The 15,863-nt window shown below is 59.4% G+C and carries 15 protein-coding genes; 8 read left to right on the top strand and 7 right to left on the bottom strand.

The annotated features are described in order from the left end of the window. Window positions 1-68: 68 nt before the first annotated feature. On the top strand, window positions 69-830 hold the full coding sequence (locus Q9R30_RS15080; protein WP_311218072.1) for a helix-turn-helix domain-containing protein: 762 nt from the start codon (window positions 69-71) through the stop codon (window positions 828-830). 221 nt (window positions 831-1,051) lie between these two features. On the opposite strand, the gene Q9R30_RS15085 is transcribed toward Q9R30_RS15080, so the two are convergent. The 7 genes from Q9R30_RS15085 to Q9R30_RS15115 form a co-directional block, all read right to left on the bottom strand. Beyond that, window positions 1,052-2,260, bottom strand: a complete 1,209-nt coding sequence (locus tag Q9R30_RS15085; RefSeq protein ID WP_311218073.1) for a histidine kinase — start codon at window positions 2,258-2,260, stop codon at window positions 1,052-1,054. Next, window positions 2,251-3,762 carry a cation acetate symporter gene (locus tag Q9R30_RS15090; RefSeq protein ID WP_311218074.1) on the bottom strand — a complete coding sequence of 504 codons (1,512 nt, stop codon included), beginning with the start codon at window positions 3,760-3,762 and terminating at the stop codon, window positions 2,251-2,253. Before Q9R30_RS15090 ends, Q9R30_RS15085 begins: the two co-directional genes overlap by 10 nt. A 3-nt stretch (window positions 3,763-3,765) precedes the next feature. After that, window positions 3,766-4,494: a LytTR family DNA-binding domain-containing protein gene (locus tag Q9R30_RS15095; protein WP_311218075.1), complete on the bottom strand. Its 729-nt coding sequence runs from the start codon at window positions 4,492-4,494 to the stop codon at window positions 3,766-3,768. After that, entirely contained in the window at window positions 4,494-6,014 is a 1,521-nt protein-coding gene (locus Q9R30_RS15100) for an amidase (protein ID WP_311218076.1), read from the bottom strand. Before Q9R30_RS15100 ends, Q9R30_RS15095 begins: the two co-directional genes overlap by 1 nt. A gap of 13 nt (window positions 6,015-6,027) precedes the next feature. Further along, window positions 6,028-7,650, bottom strand: a complete 1,623-nt coding sequence (locus tag Q9R30_RS15105; RefSeq protein ID WP_311218077.1) for a cation acetate symporter — start codon at window positions 7,648-7,650, stop codon at window positions 6,028-6,030. After that, a complete protein-coding gene (locus tag Q9R30_RS15110) occupies window positions 7,647-8,051 on the bottom strand; it encodes a DUF485 domain-containing protein (protein WP_396136737.1) in 405 nt (134 codons plus the stop codon). The genes Q9R30_RS15105 and Q9R30_RS15110 overlap by 4 nt, the downstream gene beginning before the upstream one ends. 332 nt (window positions 8,052-8,383) lie before the next feature. Further along, a complete protein-coding gene (locus Q9R30_RS15115) occupies window positions 8,384-9,445 on the bottom strand; it encodes a GlxA family transcriptional regulator (protein ID WP_311218079.1) in 1,062 nt (353 codons plus the stop codon). A gap of 350 nt (window positions 9,446-9,795) precedes the next feature. Between Q9R30_RS15115 and Q9R30_RS15120 the strand changes: the two genes are divergently transcribed. From Q9R30_RS15120 to Q9R30_RS15150, 7 genes are all read left to right on the top strand, one after another. After that, entirely contained in the window at window positions 9,796-10,305 is a 510-nt protein-coding gene (locus tag Q9R30_RS15120) for a DUF1097 domain-containing protein (RefSeq protein ID WP_311218080.1), read from the top strand. Further along, window positions 10,302-11,069 carry a nitrile hydratase subunit beta gene (gene nthB / locus Q9R30_RS15125; RefSeq protein ID WP_311218081.1) on the top strand — a complete coding sequence of 256 codons (768 nt, stop codon included), beginning with the start codon at window positions 10,302-10,304 and terminating at the stop codon, window positions 11,067-11,069. The genes Q9R30_RS15120 and nthB overlap by 4 nt, the downstream gene beginning before the upstream one ends. Continuing rightward, window positions 11,062-11,700 (top strand): nitrile hydratase subunit alpha, encoded by a 639-nt coding sequence (gene nthA, locus Q9R30_RS15130; RefSeq protein ID WP_311218082.1) that lies wholly within the window; start codon window positions 11,062-11,064, stop codon window positions 11,698-11,700. Before nthB ends, nthA begins: the two co-directional genes overlap by 8 nt. Then, a complete protein-coding gene (locus Q9R30_RS15135) occupies window positions 11,697-12,026 on the top strand; it encodes a nitrile hydratase accessory protein (protein WP_311218083.1) in 330 nt (109 codons plus the stop codon). Before nthA ends, Q9R30_RS15135 begins: the two co-directional genes overlap by 4 nt. A gap of 20 nt (window positions 12,027-12,046) precedes the next feature. Further along, on the top strand, window positions 12,047-12,244 hold the full coding sequence (locus Q9R30_RS15140) for a CbtB-domain containing protein (RefSeq protein ID WP_311218084.1): 198 nt from the start codon (window positions 12,047-12,049) through the stop codon (window positions 12,242-12,244). Between the two features lie 10 nt (window positions 12,245-12,254). Then, window positions 12,255-13,022: a CbtA family protein gene (locus Q9R30_RS15145; RefSeq protein WP_311218085.1), complete on the top strand. Its 768-nt coding sequence runs from the start codon at window positions 12,255-12,257 to the stop codon at window positions 13,020-13,022. Window positions 13,023-14,298: 1,276 nt separating this feature from the next. Then, entirely contained in the window at window positions 14,299-15,657 is a 1,359-nt protein-coding gene (locus Q9R30_RS15150) for an allophanate hydrolase (RefSeq protein ID WP_311218086.1), read from the top strand. The last annotated feature ends 206 nt before the right edge of the window (window positions 15,658-15,863 follow it).

Raw genomic sequence — 15,863 nt, forward strand, 5'->3', positions numbered from 1 at the left:
CGGATTGGTTGCGACAATGTAAAACTGTGTTGTCGAGATCGGTCGACAGTGAAAGGCGGAATACAGGAATGTGGGAACAACTCCTTGAACTCGGGCTCGACGCCCGGGAGGCGCGCTTCTACCTGGCTGTCCTTTCCCAGGGCCGCACCGGCGTTGCCCGCGCGGCAAGGCACGCGGGCGTAAGCCGCACCAGCGGCTACGACATTGCCCGCCGACTCACCGATCGCGGCCTCCTGCGCACGATCGAATTCGGCGAAGGAGGGCGCCGCGGCGACCGTACCCTTAGTGAGCTCGTTGCAGCCGACCCCTCAAGCCTGTTCGAAGAGGTCGAACGCCGCCGGGCGCTCCTGGAGGACCTGGTTCCCCAGTTACGGGCCGTGCAGTCAACCGCCCAGTCGCGCCCCAAGGTCCGCTACCTGGAAGGTGCCGCGGGCATCCGCGAGGCACTATTCGAAACTCTCGACTGGCCATCCCCAATCTGCGGGATCTTCTCCATGAAGGACCTCTTCACGGTGCCAGGGGAAACAACCCTCGAAGAATACGTCGCGGGGCGGCGCGAACGGGGTCTCACCCTGCGAGTCGTCCGCTCACCGGCGCGCGACATTCCGCAGCGGTGGCCCACGAGTGACGACGAGTTGCGGGTAGCCCGGTACGCCCCGCAGGACTACCTCTTCACAATGACAATGATCATCGGAAAGAACACCGTGGCCGTGATGTCATCCAGCCGTGAGGCATTCGCAATGATGATTGAAAGCCCGGAGTACGCCCAGACACAAGCGAGCCTCTTCGAACTTCTCTGGGCCGCAAGCACCCCCGCCGAAACAGGCTGACCCGAGCGGAAGCGATTCAACAGATTGTCGCCCAACGTACTCCCACGCACCTACCCAATCCACTGTCCAGCCACCGACGCGCCCTCCAACCCTCGTTGTGTCAGGCTGAGTTCCAAGCTCTTCTCATAAGAAAAGCCAAAAGGAACAAAGGTGTTCACTGGTCAGGTTGGGGTGCCCTATCTATCTGTGAAACTGCCTTTCAAGTGAACCGTGGGGATCAATTAGCCCTCCAAGTCCTTGTTTAACTTGGGGATGCGCAGTGTGATCAGTGTGCCTTCGCCGGGCGCGGTGTCGATTAGGAGGTGAAATTGGTCGCCGTATGCCTGCCGCATCCTAGTGTCTACGTTGCGTAGGCCTACATGGTGGCCGTCGAGACTTCCAGCTAGGGCGGCTCCGAGCCGTTCCGGGTCCATTCCGGCGCCGTCGTCTTCAATGCTGACAATGGTCAGGGCGCCTTCCTCGTGTGCCTTAATCCGGATGTGACCGTCGCCTTCTGCGGATTCGATGCCGTGGCGGATGGCGTTTTCAACCAGTGGTTGGAGGCTGAGGTAAGGGATGCTTGTGGAGAGGGAATCGGGGCTGATCTGCAGTGTCACGTGGAGTCTGGGCCCGTATCTGGCTTCTTGAAGAAGGATGTAGCTTTCGATTGCCCGGAGCTCGTCGGCCAGGGAGGTGAAGCGACCGGCTTTCCGGAACGAGTACCGGGTGAAGTTGGCAAATTCGATCACGAGTTTCCGTGCGCGGGCTGGGTCTGTGGCGATGTATGTTGCGATGACGTTTAGCGCGTTGTAGACGAAGTGTGGACTGATCTGTGCCCGAAGCGAGTCTGCCTCCGCTTCTTCAAGCAGCATCCGAGCCTGTTTCAGTTCCTGTAGGCCCAGTTGAGCCTCGATAAGTCCCCCCACATGGAGAAGTGCTCGTTCCCGGTCAGCGTCCAGGCTGGCATCGAGTGCACAAATGGTTCCTGCCAGCCGGCCTTCCACATGGATGTTGATCACGGCATAGGTTGTTTGTGGGCAGTGAGGGTCGCCGCAATTAGTGTCATCGGCTGAGGTGCCGCGGTGGCGGTGCATCTGGTTACGGTCCGTTGTCTGCTGTCGCCGGACAATCGCCCCTACGCGGTGAAGCTGTTCAGCAGTTAGGTTGTGCGACCCAACGATGCCTTTCAGGTCCGCGATTGCGACGACATCCAACTTCAGCGTCCTGGCCACGCGTGAAGCTAAACGGGCGGACTTTCCAGGTTCTAATGCGGTGCGGAAATACGGCAGCAAGGCCATGATCGAGTCCAGTGTGGGTGATGCGGATCCGTAGGCCGATTGTTGGACTCTGTGTCGTTTTATCAATAGGTATGCCGCTGTTGCAGTCAGGCCGAGAACCAAGAAGCCGAGCATAGCCACAACCAGATCCCCGGGAGCATCGTTCAGGCCCACTTTCTGTCCTGCTTTCGATGAGCTGTAGCCTGTCCTTCATGGTCGGGACGGTGAATCTGCCGCATGAACCGTTCGACCCGTGCAGGGTTCGGGGGACTTGTTCCAAGTGACACGACAACCATAACGGTGAAGGACAACGGCACCGCCCATGCTGCCGGCTGTGCCAGCAGGTCAGATACCAGGCCGAAGGCGTTTCCGATAAAGGTGTGGAACACCAGCGCAGTCACTACCAGGGACCCTCCTGTGATCATGCCGGCAACTGCACCGGCAGGGGTCAAATGCTGCCACCAAATTCCGAGGATCAGCATCGGAACAATGGTTGCAGCAGAAAACGCGAAGATCAGCGCGACGGTGTCTACCAGAGACACTGATGATGTCAACAGCGATACTGCCAGTGTGGACCCCGATGAGATGATGGCAGCCCCTTGAAACCCGACGACGTCTGAATGGAAGAATTCCTGGCTTACGACGGCCGCCAAGGCCACAATCAGTCCGGAGGTTGTCGCCAGAAACGCGCTGAAGGCCCCGGCAGCAACGACGGCTGAAAGAACGGCGCCCGTCACCCCGTCCAGTAGCAGATCCGGCAGCCGCAGCACCAAGGCGTCCGCATCTTCTTGCTGGCCGGCCCGGGCAAGCGCCCGCCCTAGTATTCCGTAGCTTGTAGGCAGCAGATAAAACGCAGCCACCAAAAACAGGACGATGACTCCAGTCCTTCGGGCAGCAGACCCGTCGGGACTTGTATAAAAGCGGGCCAACACATGCGGGAGACCTACTGTTCCGAGTATCAGGGCCATCAGCAGGGATATCGTGCGGTACGGGCTGGTCCGCGGCGAATCACCAGGCAAAGACTCGAAGGCCGTGCCCAGTGCAGCAAAACCATTTTCTTTTGCCATGAGGGCAAAGACCATGAAAAGCAGAGGAAAAGCCAGGGCCGTAACTTTGAACCAGAACTGAATGGCCTGCACGAAAGTGATGGACCGCATTCCTCCGGTCACCACCGACAAACAGACCACGACTGCCACGGCTGCTGATCCGGTCCAAGGCGGCAACCCGGCAGCAACTTCGACCGTCAGGGCCGCGCCGTGCAGCTGCGGGACCACGTAGGTGCCGCAAATCATTATCGACACAATCGCGGTGACTCGCCGTACTCCCAGAGATCCAAACCTCGACTGGGCAAAGTCCGGCAGCGTGTAGGCGTTAGAGCGGCGGATTGGCGCTGCCACAAACATAACCAGCAACAGGAATCCGGCTGTGTAGCCCAGCGGGATAAGTAAGGCGTCACGTCCGGCTACCGCAATCAGACCTGCAACTCCGAGGTAGCTGGCTGAGGCCAGGTACTCCCCACCGATTGCAGAGGCGTTCCACCATGGGCGGGCCGCACGTGAGGCCACGTAGAAATCACTCGTGGTACGTGAGAATTTCCGGCTATAGGCACCAATCAGGATAGTTAGCGCAAGTATCGCGATGACACCCAGCAGCCCGGCAAGGTTATTTATGGACATTCGTCACCGGTGTGACCGCACCCGGGTGCGGTTCAGCAGGTCACGGACAATCGGTAGGCTTCGCCTGCTCACCGGGAGTTCTGCACCATCCACCCACACACTCCCTTTCGCGGCACTGAGTTTCATGTGCTGGATGTGCCGGGCGGAAACGAGGTAAGACCGGTGGATGCGGATGAAATCCCCGTCAGCCCATTGCCGCTCCAGTTCGGCCATGGCAACGCGTAAGAGGTAGGAAGCGTCTTCAGTGTGGAGCCGGATGTAGTCACCGCGGGCTTCGGCGTAAAGTATGTCCTCGCGTTTGATAAGCCGGCTGGTTCCGAGGTGTTCGACGGTCACCATTGGTTCGGTGTTGAGGATATCCTCCCTGGCGTGGGAGAGCCGCCGGACGGATTCGAGGAGTCTGGCGTCGTCGACCGGTTTCAGCAGATAATCCGATGCCTTAAGGTCAAACGCCTCGAGTGCCTTCGTTTCGTCGGCTGTGACAAAAACAACGGCCGGTGGGTTGGCGAACCGATTGATCATTCTGGCGATGTCAATGCCCGACAGTGATGGCATGTGAATGTCTAAGAAGACGGCGTCCACTTCGTGTTGTTCCAGAGCGTGAATAGCTTCTATTCCGCTGCTTGCTGTGTAGATTTTTGCGATGCGGGAGTCCTGCCGGAGCATGCGCACCAAGCCCTCGAGTGCTGGAAGTTCATCATCCGTGACGAGTACATTGAGTCGTCTTGCCATTATCCAATTCTAGGTTGCAGCGGGACCGCGCCAGCCGTTACGGATTTTGAAGATGCGGTGAGAACGTCATACATCCCGTGCCAGGGGGAAGCGGCTTCAAAGGCTGCACTTGCTGCCATCACGTCGCGGTCCGCGTTCCGGCGCCCCATGATCTGCATGCCCACTGGGAAGCCGCCGGACATGCCGGCAGGGAGGGAAGCACTGGGGTGGCCTATAAAGTTCGTCAGATAAGTCATGCACCATCCGATGAGCGGGTCGATGGCCTCCCCGTTGATCTCGGATGGTCCTTCCGTGAAGCCGTCATCACTGTTTTTGACCGGCATGCAGGCCAGCGTTGGGGAGACGATGAAGTCAAATTCCTCGAAGACAGCCGCGAACTTCTCGAAAACTACGGAGCGGACAATTTGGTCGGCGATGAGTTGACGCGTGGACATGGCTCTTGCCGTTTCCACCCAGTGCATCATCTTGCCCGGCAACTCATCCGGGCAGGTCTGCTCAACATCTGTTCCCGATGCCTTTAGAGCGTCAAGAGCGGCCATGGTACCCAGAGCGGTAACCCGGCTCCAGACATCGCTTAGCTGTCCTTGACTGTAGGGAAGGCCGACATCGACGAGATCAACCTGTGCACCGAGGTCCTCAAATATCCATACGGCACGGGAAACAGCATCCGTCACCTCTCGTTGGACCGGAAAGATCCCAAAGTCCTTGGTGAACCCGACGCGCTTTCCTTTGATACCTGCACCCAGGGCTCCTCGGAAGTCGACCCTTCCGGTCAGGGCCATCGGATCCATACGATCGAAGCCTTGCAAAACGTCCATGACGAGGGCGGAATCAGCGACCGTCCGTGTGATTGGCCCCTCAAAAAAATACATGCTGGGGCCAAAGGCATTGGGGCTGGCCGGGAATGGCGCACGCCCAGGTGACGGCTGGAATCCGAAAGTCCCGCACCAAGCGGACGGGATACGGATGGAACCGCCAACATCCGTGGCTCCGGCAACGGGGACTATTCCGGCTGCCACAGCAGCGGCGCTGCCACCGGATGACCCGCCGGCATTGAATTCGTGGTCGAACGGGTTCCTTGTAGGTCCAAAGGCCTTGCTGTCAGTGGTACCTCGAAATCCGAAGACCGCGCTGTTGGTTGTCCCGACCAGAATCCCGTCGGCCGCTTCGAACCTCCGGGGGTAGTTTGTAGATTTCGTGGCACGCCGGTCCCGCAGCACGCTCAACCCGCTGGATGTGGGCCAGCCTTCCTTGGCACTGAAGGTGTCTTTCGTCAGGGTGGGGACTCCGGCCAGAGATCCGACATCCTCACCTGCCATGATGCGTTTTTCCAGCAGTTGTGCACGGTCTCTGGCGTCTTGGAAGCCTTGGAAGACGACCGCATTGATGAGTGGATTACGGTCCTGAATTTTTTTGATGGCGGCTTCGACGCTTTCCCTCGGGGAGATTTCTTTGCTCTTCACCAGTGCCGAGATCTTTAGGGCCGAAAGCTGGTCCAAATCCTCAGTTATGTTGTTCATGATTGGATCCTTCCTAATGATCCAGGGCTTTTTCGGCTCCTGCGCCAGTCAGTGAGCGGACTTCCATTTCGGCGGCCTTGTGGGGATCCTCGCGGTTTTTGTCCGTGACTGATCCGAGCCAGCCGAGGAAGAAGGCAAGGGGGATGGATACTATCCCGGGATTGCTTAGGGGGAAGACGTCGAAGTCTGCGCCGCGGATCAGGGATGTCGCTGTTCCGGAGAATACGGGCGAGAAGACGATCAGCAGGATTGAGCTGGCAAGTCCTCCGTACATGCTGAGAACTGCGCCCCTGGTGGTGAAACGCTTCCAAAACAGGGAGTAGAGGATAGTAGGCAGGTTGGCGCTTGCTGCCACCGCGAAAGCCAGCGCGATGAGGAACGCAACGTTTTGGTCTTTCGCTCCGATTCCGCCGACAATTGCCAGCACTCCAATGACCAGCACCGTGCGCCTGGCGACCTTGACTTCGCTTGCCGAGTCGGCTTTGCCCTTGCGGATGACGCTTGCATAGATGTCGTGGGCGAAAGATGCTGCCGCGGTGATGGTGAGCCCGGCTACTACGGCAAGCAGGGTCGCGAAGGCAACGGCAGAGATGAAGCCAAGGAGCAGGGGCCCGCCGAGTTCGAATGCAAGGAGGGTGGCAGCGGAGTTGACGCCCCCCGGTGCTGCCAGAATCTGTTCCGGCCCGATGAGGGCGGCGGCGCCATAGCCGAGAATCAACGCAAAAATGTAGAAAAGGCCGATCATGAAGATGGACCACACCACCGATTTTCGTGCTTCCTTTGCCGTCGGGACGGTGTAGAAGCGCATCAGGACGTGGGGGAGCGCAGCGGTTCCCAGGACCAGCGCGACGGCCAGCGAGACGAAGTCGAGCCTGGTGGCGTCGCTGGCCCCGTACCTGTTTCCCGGTTCAAGAAGCGAGACACCGTTTTCTCCTGCCATGGACACTGCAGTTCCCAGCAGTTCGGAGAAGTTGAAACCATGGATACTCATGACCCAGACAGACATGACCCCGGTTCCACCGATCAGCAGTGCGGCCTTGATGATTTGTACCCAGGTAGTTCCCTTCATGCCGCCGATCAGGACGTACATGATCATCAGCGCGCCGACAATGCTGATGACGATGCCCTGGCCAAGATCGTCTTTGATGCCAAGGAGGAGGGATACCAGGGCCCCTGCTCCGGCCATCTGCGCCAGCAGGTAAAAGAAGCAAACGGCCAAGGTTCCGATGGCGGCCGCCAGACGTACCGGGCGCTGCTTCAGGCGGAATGAAAGCACATCCGCCATGGTGAACTTGCCGGTGTTCCGCAGCATCTCGGCGACCAGCAATAAGGCCACCAGCCATGCCACAAGGAATCCCACGGAGTAGAGGAATCCGTCGTAGCCATAAACAGCGATGGCCCCTACAACGCCCATAAGGGATGCAGCGCCCAAGTAGTCGCCGGTGATGGCGAGACCGTTTTGACCGCCTGTGAAGGAGCGCCCGCCGGCGTAGTAGTCTGCGGCAGTTTTATTGTTCCTGGATGCTCTGATCACAATGAACAGGGTCGCCACAACAAAGATTGCAAAGATGGACAGGTTCAGTATGGGGTCTGCGTTTGCAGTGGACGCCTGGGCGTTCTGGAGCGTGACATTCATGAGTGTTCTCCAAGATGTTGTGGGCTCAGTGCCGACCCTGCCGCGGTGGAGGATCCGCCGCTGGACTCCAGGACATTCCTGAGTTTCTCGGCCGCCGGATCCAGGACCCGGTTGGCGTAGGACACGTAGACAAGCGTGATGATGAATGTGGATACAAACTGGAGAAGGCCGAACAGCAGTCCGCTGGTGATGTTCCCGAACACACGTATGGACATGAAGTCGTGTGCATAGGCGGCAAGATACATATACAGCCCGTACCAGGCAAGAAATCCTGCGGCCACCGGGAAAACAAAGCGTCGCTGCTTGCGTTTCAAGTCCTGGAATTCGGGCGAATTCTGCACAGCCATGAAGTCGGGGGCGCCCGAGCCGACGGCTTCGGCATTGTCTGCATACGTTGCCATAAAAGCCACTTCCTGTTCAGTAATGAATTGAAAATGCGGGGAGTAAACCGCGGTTGTGATCAATGCCACTTTCGGCCTTGGCACCCGGGCGAAGGAACAGCTCTGGCGGGTGGCAGCGCCTTCCGGGGCACACTTTGCGGTAAGAGGCCGAAAATCTGCGACAAGTGGGCGGGCGGAAGGGCTCTGCGGAAGCATCATCCTGCGCTCCAGCCCAGTCAAAGCTGCAGATAATTGGCCGGTGCTGCCACCGGCCGCCACCGAAGGGCACACTCGCCAGCACCGACGGCATCATGATGTCTGTGACCGTGCAGGGCGAGCGGTCCCGGACCGTGTTACAGCAAGACGGCTTCGGGTTTGGAGTGCCTGATGCCGGTAGTGCGGAATCGGTTGCGGTAGGTGCCCGGCGACACTCCGAGGTTGCGGCGGAAGATGCGGCGCATGGTGTCAGAAGACCCGAATCCCGCGCGCCTCGCGACGCTGTCCTGGCTTTCGGTTCCGGTGGCGAGCAGGACCTTCGCCGCTTCGAGCCTGGTCTGTTCAACAAAGCGGGCAGGTGTCACGCCGACCTGCTCGAGGAACATCCGTGCAAGGTGGCGTTCGCTCACTGCGGCGCGGGCTGCCATTGACGCTGTCGTGTGGTCCGCTGCCGGTTCGAGCACGACCGCGTCCAAGACGGTTCTTAGCCCCTGGCTGGAGGGTGACTTGGTTTCTGACCAGACACTGAATTGGGCTTGTCCGCCGGGGCGTTGCAGGAAGACGACCATCCAGCGGGCAACCCGACGGGCAACGTCCGTGCCGAAGTCGCTTTCCACGATCGCCAATGCAAGGTCGATGCCTGCGCTGATACCGGCGCCGGTAATCAAGCGGCCGTCCTGGACGAAGAGCGCATCCGGTTCCACCGTCACTTTGGGGTATCGGCGCGCCAACTGCTGACAGTGCGCCCAATGGGTTGTCGCACGGTGGCCATCAAGCAACCCGAGGGCTGCAAGCACAAAGGCCCCGGTGCAGACCGACGCGATCCGAGAGCACCGGGGTGCAAGCTCACTTACGAGCCGCAATGCGTCATCAATGGCGTCGGGTGTCTGCTCCTCTGGAACATCATGGGTGCCAGGGGTGAAGAAGAAATCCGCTGGCACACCGCCCGGAACTATCAGGGTGTCGAAGGTTTCCGGAGCATCTGCCAGGGCCAAATCTGCTCCGAGCCTGGTAAATGCCGTTGTACCCACGGACTTTCCCGACCCCGAAACCAGCCGCACTTGGTAGTTCGCGCCAAAATCGTTCGCACGAGCGAACACCTCCAAGGGAGCCGCCACATCCTGAAGTGTCACCTTGTCATACAAGGCGAAAATTACAGTCTGAGGCGAACTCATGAGCGCTGTGCTGCCTTGATTCATCTCTCTAAGCCCTTCGAAACGTGTGCTTCCCTTGTCCGAATTCGTCGTCTTTGTGTCCGCTGCAGCCGTAGTCTGCTGCGGTGATCGGATGGCAAGGTTTGAAGTACCAAATCAATTTCGTTTCGAGGCCTTACCCGGATATTCAGAACCCCGGGTGATCCGATCGGTACTGGTCTCTGACGTCATCGATGCAGCCCGGTGACAGCACCAAGTTAGCGGTGCTTCGTTTCAGCTGGATTTCCAGTCTGTGACCTGTTCCTGGCTCGCGGTCGGGGACAGTTCAGATGGAGCCCGGCGTGCCTGGTGTTCATGCCCGTATCTGGTTCGCTTAACGATGGAAAAGGACCTGTATGTCACCAAAGAATGCACTCACCCTCAGTATTGGGGTCTTGGCAGTCATAGCCGTGTGGGTGACTGCGGAAATCATCACCGTGCCCGTATGGGTTGTCTTCATCGCCTGGGCCTCGTTCTTCTTCCTCGGGGCCGGCCCTCGAGGGCTCGTGCAGTCCTTGGCGAGCAATCTCACCGGCATCGCCATCGCATCTTTGTGCCTGCTGGTCATCCAGCAGGCGGCGCTGGGCACATGGATGACCGGTGTAGTAGTCGGCGTTGGCAGCGCCCTCATGGTGGCGGTATCCCGTCTGAAACTCATCGCCACCATTCCGGCGATCGTCCTGGGGTTCGCCTCAACAGTTGGTACAAGTGCTGTGACCGGACAGATGATCACCTATCCCCACGTCCAGAACCCGGTACTCATCGTTGTCACGGCCATGGTGCTTGGTGCCGCCTTCGGGTATGCGTCTGACTGGCTCGCCACGAAAATTACTACCCGGACCCAGACCATAGAGGTGACGGTATGAAGCTCCAACACTCACTGGGCGGCCTTGAAGGCCTGGGCCCTATCAACTACGAGAAGAACGTTTTCGTTGAAGAATGGGAACAACGCATCTTCGGTATCCATGCAGCGCTCATGGGTTTAAGTGAATCCCTGCGGGAAGCGCTCCCGGATTATGACCTTGACGCCTCAGGCTCCACGTTTCATACGACCTGGACCTGGGCCGACCTCCGCAAGGGCGCCGAAGCCATGAACCCCTTCGATTACTTCAAGTACCGCTACTACGAAAAGTGGTTAGGCGGAATCACCGCATACTGCGTGGAACAGGGATACATCACCGACGCCGAGCTGCAACAAATGATGCTCGAGTACCGCGCTGCCACCACAGCACCCATTCCTTCGAACCCTGCCGCGAGCATTGATGCCCAAGTCCTTCGCTACCTCCGGGAGGGCGATTCCCCCAGGCGGGGGGCTGCAACACCCAGCTTCAAAGCAGGTGAGGCCGTCATAGTCGCGAATCCGCCAGCGGGCTCCCACACCAGGCTGCCCGGATATCTGCGCGGGCAGAGAGGCATTGTTGAAAGCGTAGCCGAGGGCAACTACGCATATTTCTGTTCCACAGGAGGGGACGGGCTTGGTGAGCCGGTACCGGTCTACGTCGTCCGCTTCGACCCGGTGGAGATTTGGGGGGAAACGGCCGAGATAAACCCTAGTCCTCTGTACGCCGAACTTTACGAGCCCTATCTCACCTCGCCAATGATCGCCTATAGGAGTACTACCGATGACTGAACAGTTCCACTATTCGGAGGACCGCGAGAGCGAAAGCGCAGCCAAGGTCCAGGCACTCGAAGCTCTCCTGGTGGAGAAGGGTGTCATAACGTCGACCACGGTCGACAAGGTCCTGGGCTATTTCGAATCTGAGATGACCCCGCTGAACGGAAAAAAGATCGTGGCACGGGCATGGACTGACCCGGACTTCGCAGCGCTGCTGGTAAAGGACACACCGGCAGCGATTGAACAGCTCGATTTACCCGAGGGCATGGCCGGAGCGGAGGGCGAGCACATCGCAGCCGTGATGAACGAACCCGGCGTTCACAACCTCGTCATTTGCACGCTCTGCTCATGCTTTCCCTGGCCAGTGCTCGGACTCCCCCCGTACTGGTACAAGGACCCGGTCTTCCGCGCCCGCGCTGCACGGGAACCCCGCGCGGTGCTGACAGAGCTGGGTGTTCCACTCGACGATGAAACCGAGGTGCGGGTCTGGGACTCCAGCGGTCATTCCCGCTGGTTCGTCGTCCCAACACGGCCTGAAGGAACTGAAGGCTGGAGCGAGGCCCAACTCATGGATCTAGTCACTACTGAATCGATGATTGGCGTTGCCCTGGCAGCTCCTGCAGCGACGGCGGGGGCAGGAGAATGACCGAGCTGGACTTCACCTACGACGACTCCGGGCGTGCCCAGTTCCACGACACCTGCGTGACCGATACCAACCAGCCGCAGTTCCAGGAGGAATGGCAACGCCGGGCCTTTGGCCTCGCCGTTGCCCTCTCGGAATTCGGACACTACAGCTGGGACGACTTCCAAGGCGAGCTTATCCGTGCGATCGACCAATGGCAGGACTCGGGCCAGACAAACGAATCATGGGAATACTACGACCACTGGGTGAACGCCCTGCAACGTATCGTCAACACCCGCGGTCTAGCCGAAGACGGATACATCGGTCCCCGCGACCGGGACGACCACTGACCCACGAAAGGAACTCCTCCATGTCTGCCCACTCCTACGCTCCTGCCCCCGGAAGTGTTCGTTCGACCATCTTCCTCCTGGTTGCAACGGCCATACTCCTTCTTGGCGCGTACTTCCTTCTCCTTGAAAACGGATCTTTGCTTTCCCCGGCAACGGCTGAGTTCCTGCACGAGGCAACCCACGATGCACGCCACGCCCTCGGCGTGCCATGCCATTGAGGTGAGGGCCATGAACATCAAAAGACTGGTCACCCATGGAGCTTGGGCGGGTATTGCATCGGGTGTTGCGGGCATGGGCGTGCTATGGCTGCTGGTCGAACCGCTCCTTGAGCGAGCAATCGCACTTGAGAACGGCGTTCGCGGCGGCCACGAACACGGGGCTTCCCAGATTCATGACCATGCCGCCGGGGTCATCACCCGCGACGAGCAGCTAATTGGGGGGCTTTTGACCATCTTCATCGCCGGAGTTTTGCTGGGTGTCATGTTCGCCCTTACCTTCCGCAGTCTCGCTCCCCGCCTGCCCGGGAAGAGCCCGTTTGTGAACGCGTGCTTCCTTGCTGCCCTCGGATTTATTTCCTTCGCCCTTATCCCATCTCTGGTGCTCCCTGCCAACCCGCCCGGAGTTGGGGACCCTGCAACGGTGGAGCAAAGAACGCTTATCTATATCGCGGCCATCGTCTGCAGCGTTGCAATTATCTGCGCCTGCTTCGCCGTCAGCCGTGCGGGCGCCTCCTTGCCACTTCCGGCCCGCACGGCCCTGGCGGTTGCAACGGCGGTCACAGGAATCCTGCTGTTGATCACGCTGCTCCCCACGCCTCCGCAATCAATTCCGGAAGGCTTCCCTGCAGAACTGATGTGGCAGTTCAGATTAGCCGTCATGGCAGAGGTAGCTGCTGTCTGGGCCGCATGCGGCTTGGTCTTCGGCTGGCTCATGGACAGCGAGCAGCTTGGAAACCGCCAGCTGTCCGTTCGCACTGCACTCGGCGTGTGGGGCTAACCAATTGCAATACAATGCCGTGGCCACGGAAGCAGCACCCGGCGCTGGAGTCGCCCCTGAGCCTTCCGGGAACCAGTGCCGGGTGACGGTCTGCCGCGGATGCTGCTGCGGAAATACCTCCAAACATCCGGCGGTCGACCACGATTTCATCCTGGATGAACTGCGTCGACAACTGGCAGGACACGCAGTAATTCAGGTCGTAACCTGCCTCCTAGCATGCGACAGATCCAGCGTCATCGTCATCAACCCAAGTCCCGCTGGCAGAAAATCCGGCGGCAAGCCCACCTACATCGAGGGCGTACACGACGAAGCCGCAGTCAGCGCGATCGCCGACTGGGCAATCGCAGGCGGGCCTGGCCTTGTGCCGCCACCGGACTTACTCACCGCAAAAATATCCCTCCGAGGCCTTCAACCGAAGCCGCTTTCGCCCTTCCCTTTCATCCCGGTCGCGAGCGGCCGCAACAAAGGTGCAATCAGCCTATAGGCCGGGGACAACTCGGGCGCGGGTAAGGACGACGTTGTTTGAGTTGTAGTTTTCGCGTGGGGACACGCGGTCTGCTGCGAACACCCTGTATGGTGAGCGGCCCGATAGGAGTGGTCTTGATCATGATGAAAGTCCTCGCTCGCCTCGTTCAATCCAGCCGTCCCGGGACGGTGCCTACAACAACCTTGCTCACCCACACCCTTCACCTCAGTCGGACTCACAAGAGCATGGCAGCCCGACACAGGTCGCTGCCGGCGCTCTTCGCCAGCCACGGCACCCCCGCCCTAGTTGACCCGGAACGCCACATTCAGCACCCACACGGGGTCGTTATTGTCTCAACTCGCGCACCCTCAAGTGGTCGGGAATTCACCCAAGGCAGTAAAAGAGTTTAGCGGTAGATCCACGGGGGCGAACGGGACGGGAAGCCACTGACTTCCCGTCCGTGGCTTGCATGCAATGGCATCGTGCAGTTCTCTCCCGCGGCGGCTGCTGGGCCCTTCCGGACCGAAGCTGGAGCAACCTGCAGGAGACACGACTGGCGCATCTACGTTGACCATTGGAAGTCAACTGCCGCTGAAACCGGCCGGGGCGAGGTTGTAGGTATTCACGTGTTCTCCTTGGGTGGGCAGCAATTCAATAGCAGCGAATTCGCCTACGCGGCCACCTCCAGATGCCGCAGCCCGTTGTTGAATTCCGGCCGAACGTGCGGAAACTCCCCGGAAACATGGCGGGCATAATATTGTGTAATCGCTCAATATCATTCAGGCGTTGGGCCCTAAAAGGAGGTAAAGCGTGGCAGGGGTGCTCGATTTGAGTTTCCGATCTTTGCGTGCCGGATACGCGACCGGACGGTTTAGACCGTCGGACATTGCGGACGAGCTCAAGCAGCGGGTTGCAGTCCATGCTGAGAAGAACATCTGGATCCATGTGTCGGAGACGCTGCTGGCCGATGCTGAGGTTTTGGATGCCCGTGATGAAGGCAGCCTTCCTCTCTATGGAGTCCCGTTTGCACTTAAGGACAATATCGATATCGCGGGGGTTCCGACGACGGCGGGATGCCCTGAGTTTGCCTACACGCCTGATGCGTCGTCTCCGATAGTGCAGAAACTGCTCAAGGCCGGGGCGCTGTTCGTGGGCAAAGCCAATATGGATCAGTTTGCGACCGGCCTCAACGGGACCCGGACTCCTTACGGCGTTGTCCACTCGGCACACAACAATGAACTGATCGCCGGCGGGTCATCCTCGGGATCCGCGGTTTCAGTCGCGCTCGGCCTCGCCGCCTTTGCCCTTGGCACCGATACGGCAGGTTCTGGCCGAGTGCCAGCAGCCCTCAACGGTGTAGTGGGGCTCAAACCGACCGTTGGGATGGTGAGCGGGCGGGGTGTAGTCCCCAACTGCAGAACCATCGACACCTCTTCCATCTTCACAAAAAACGTCAGCGATGCGGCATTGGTTCACAGCATCATTGCCGGATTTGATGCTGGCGATCCCTGGTCGGCCCGGTTCCCGCTCCCGTCAGCAAGCCCAGATGCACGAGACCTGGTGGGCCTCAAGCTAGCGGTTCCCACAGAGGTCCCACACTGGGGAACTCGCGGGGAGCGCGAGACCTGGGATGCAGTGACGGCGGCACTGGTGAAACAGGGGGCGGTCCTGGAGGAGCATGACTTCTCCCGCCTCTATGAAGCAGGCAGGCAGATGTATCTCGGGCCGTGGGTCGCCGAGAGAGTTGCCGACCTGCACGGCTTCCTGTCTGAGAATCGCGATATCGTCCACCCGAGCGTTCGGGCACTCTACGAATCTTCGGACAAAATCACGGCCAGGGACACATATGCGGCCCTGCACCGGTTGTATGAATTGCGACGTGAAGCATCTGAACAGTTCTCCGGTGTTGATGCGGTCTTGTCGCCAACGGTGCCAGCTACGTTCACAATTGATGAAGTGATGGCTGATCCAGTGCGGACTAATGAAGCGCTCGGGACGTTCACCACGTTTACCAACCTGATCGGCCTGTGCTCAGTATCGGTTCCTGTGGGACTCACAATTGGGAGCGCTGTTCCCTTCTCTCTTCAGGTTCAGACGTTCGAAGCTTCGGATGACCGCGCGGCAGGCATTGCTTTAGCGATCGAGCAGATGTTCGCAGACGAAGCATAGTCTTTCTACCCGAGAGCCCCTCTCCGGAGATCAGTTCATTGGCCGGAGAGGGGCTCTCGTGTCAATGGACAGTTTGTTTCTGCCCGTGGGCGACCAGCTAGTTAGTCTGCCCCGTGGAATTCAATCGAGGGGCACTTTCGTGGCCGCTAACACTCTCGTCGTCCTGTCTGTGAAGGTCCTCGCCGACTGCCATGTGACCCAACTTT

The organism is Arthrobacter sp. AB6 (genome assembly GCF_031844545.1).
Taxonomy (GTDB): Bacteria; Actinomycetota; Actinomycetes; order Actinomycetales; family Micrococcaceae; genus Arthrobacter.

What these genes read in the sequence shown, in the direction of transcription:
- Q9R30_RS15090 (WP_311218074.1), bottom strand. Translation starts at nt 3,762, where the DNA reads ATGTCCATAAATAACCTTGCCGGGCTGCTGGGTGTCATCGCGATACTT.
- Q9R30_RS15140 (WP_311218084.1), top strand. Translation starts at nt 12,047, where the DNA reads ATGTCTGCCCACTCCTACGCTCCTGCCCCCGGAAGTGTTCGTTCGACC.
- Q9R30_RS15100 (WP_311218076.1), bottom strand. Translation starts at nt 6,014, where the DNA reads ATGAACAACATAACTGAGGATTTGGACCAGCTTTCGGCCCTAAAGATC.
- Q9R30_RS15095 (WP_311218075.1), bottom strand. Translation starts at nt 4,494, where the DNA reads ATGGCAAGACGACTCAATGTACTCGTCACGGATGATGAACTTCCAGCA.
- Q9R30_RS15120 (WP_311218080.1), top strand. Translation starts at nt 9,796, where the DNA reads ATGTCACCAAAGAATGCACTCACCCTCAGTATTGGGGTCTTGGCAGTC.
- Q9R30_RS15080 (WP_311218072.1), top strand. Translation starts at nt 69, where the DNA reads ATGTGGGAACAACTCCTTGAACTCGGGCTCGACGCCCGGGAGGCGCGC.
- nthA (WP_311218082.1), top strand. Translation starts at nt 11,062, where the DNA reads ATGACTGAACAGTTCCACTATTCGGAGGACCGCGAGAGCGAAAGCGCA.
- Q9R30_RS15105 (WP_311218077.1), bottom strand. Translation starts at nt 7,650, where the DNA reads ATGAATGTCACGCTCCAGAACGCCCAGGCGTCCACTGCAAACGCAGAC.
- Q9R30_RS15145 (WP_311218085.1), top strand. Translation starts at nt 12,255, where the DNA reads ATGAACATCAAAAGACTGGTCACCCATGGAGCTTGGGCGGGTATTGCA.
- Q9R30_RS15115 (WP_311218079.1), bottom strand. Translation starts at nt 9,445, where the DNA reads ATGAATCAAGGCAGCACAGCGCTCATGAGTTCGCCTCAGACTGTAATT.
- Q9R30_RS15110 (WP_396136737.1), bottom strand. Translation starts at nt 8,051, where the DNA reads ATGGCAACGTATGCAGACAATGCCGAAGCCGTCGGCTCGGGCGCCCCC.
- nthB (WP_311218081.1), top strand. Translation starts at nt 10,302, where the DNA reads ATGAAGCTCCAACACTCACTGGGCGGCCTTGAAGGCCTGGGCCCTATC.
- Q9R30_RS15135 (WP_311218083.1), top strand. Translation starts at nt 11,697, where the DNA reads ATGACCGAGCTGGACTTCACCTACGACGACTCCGGGCGTGCCCAGTTC.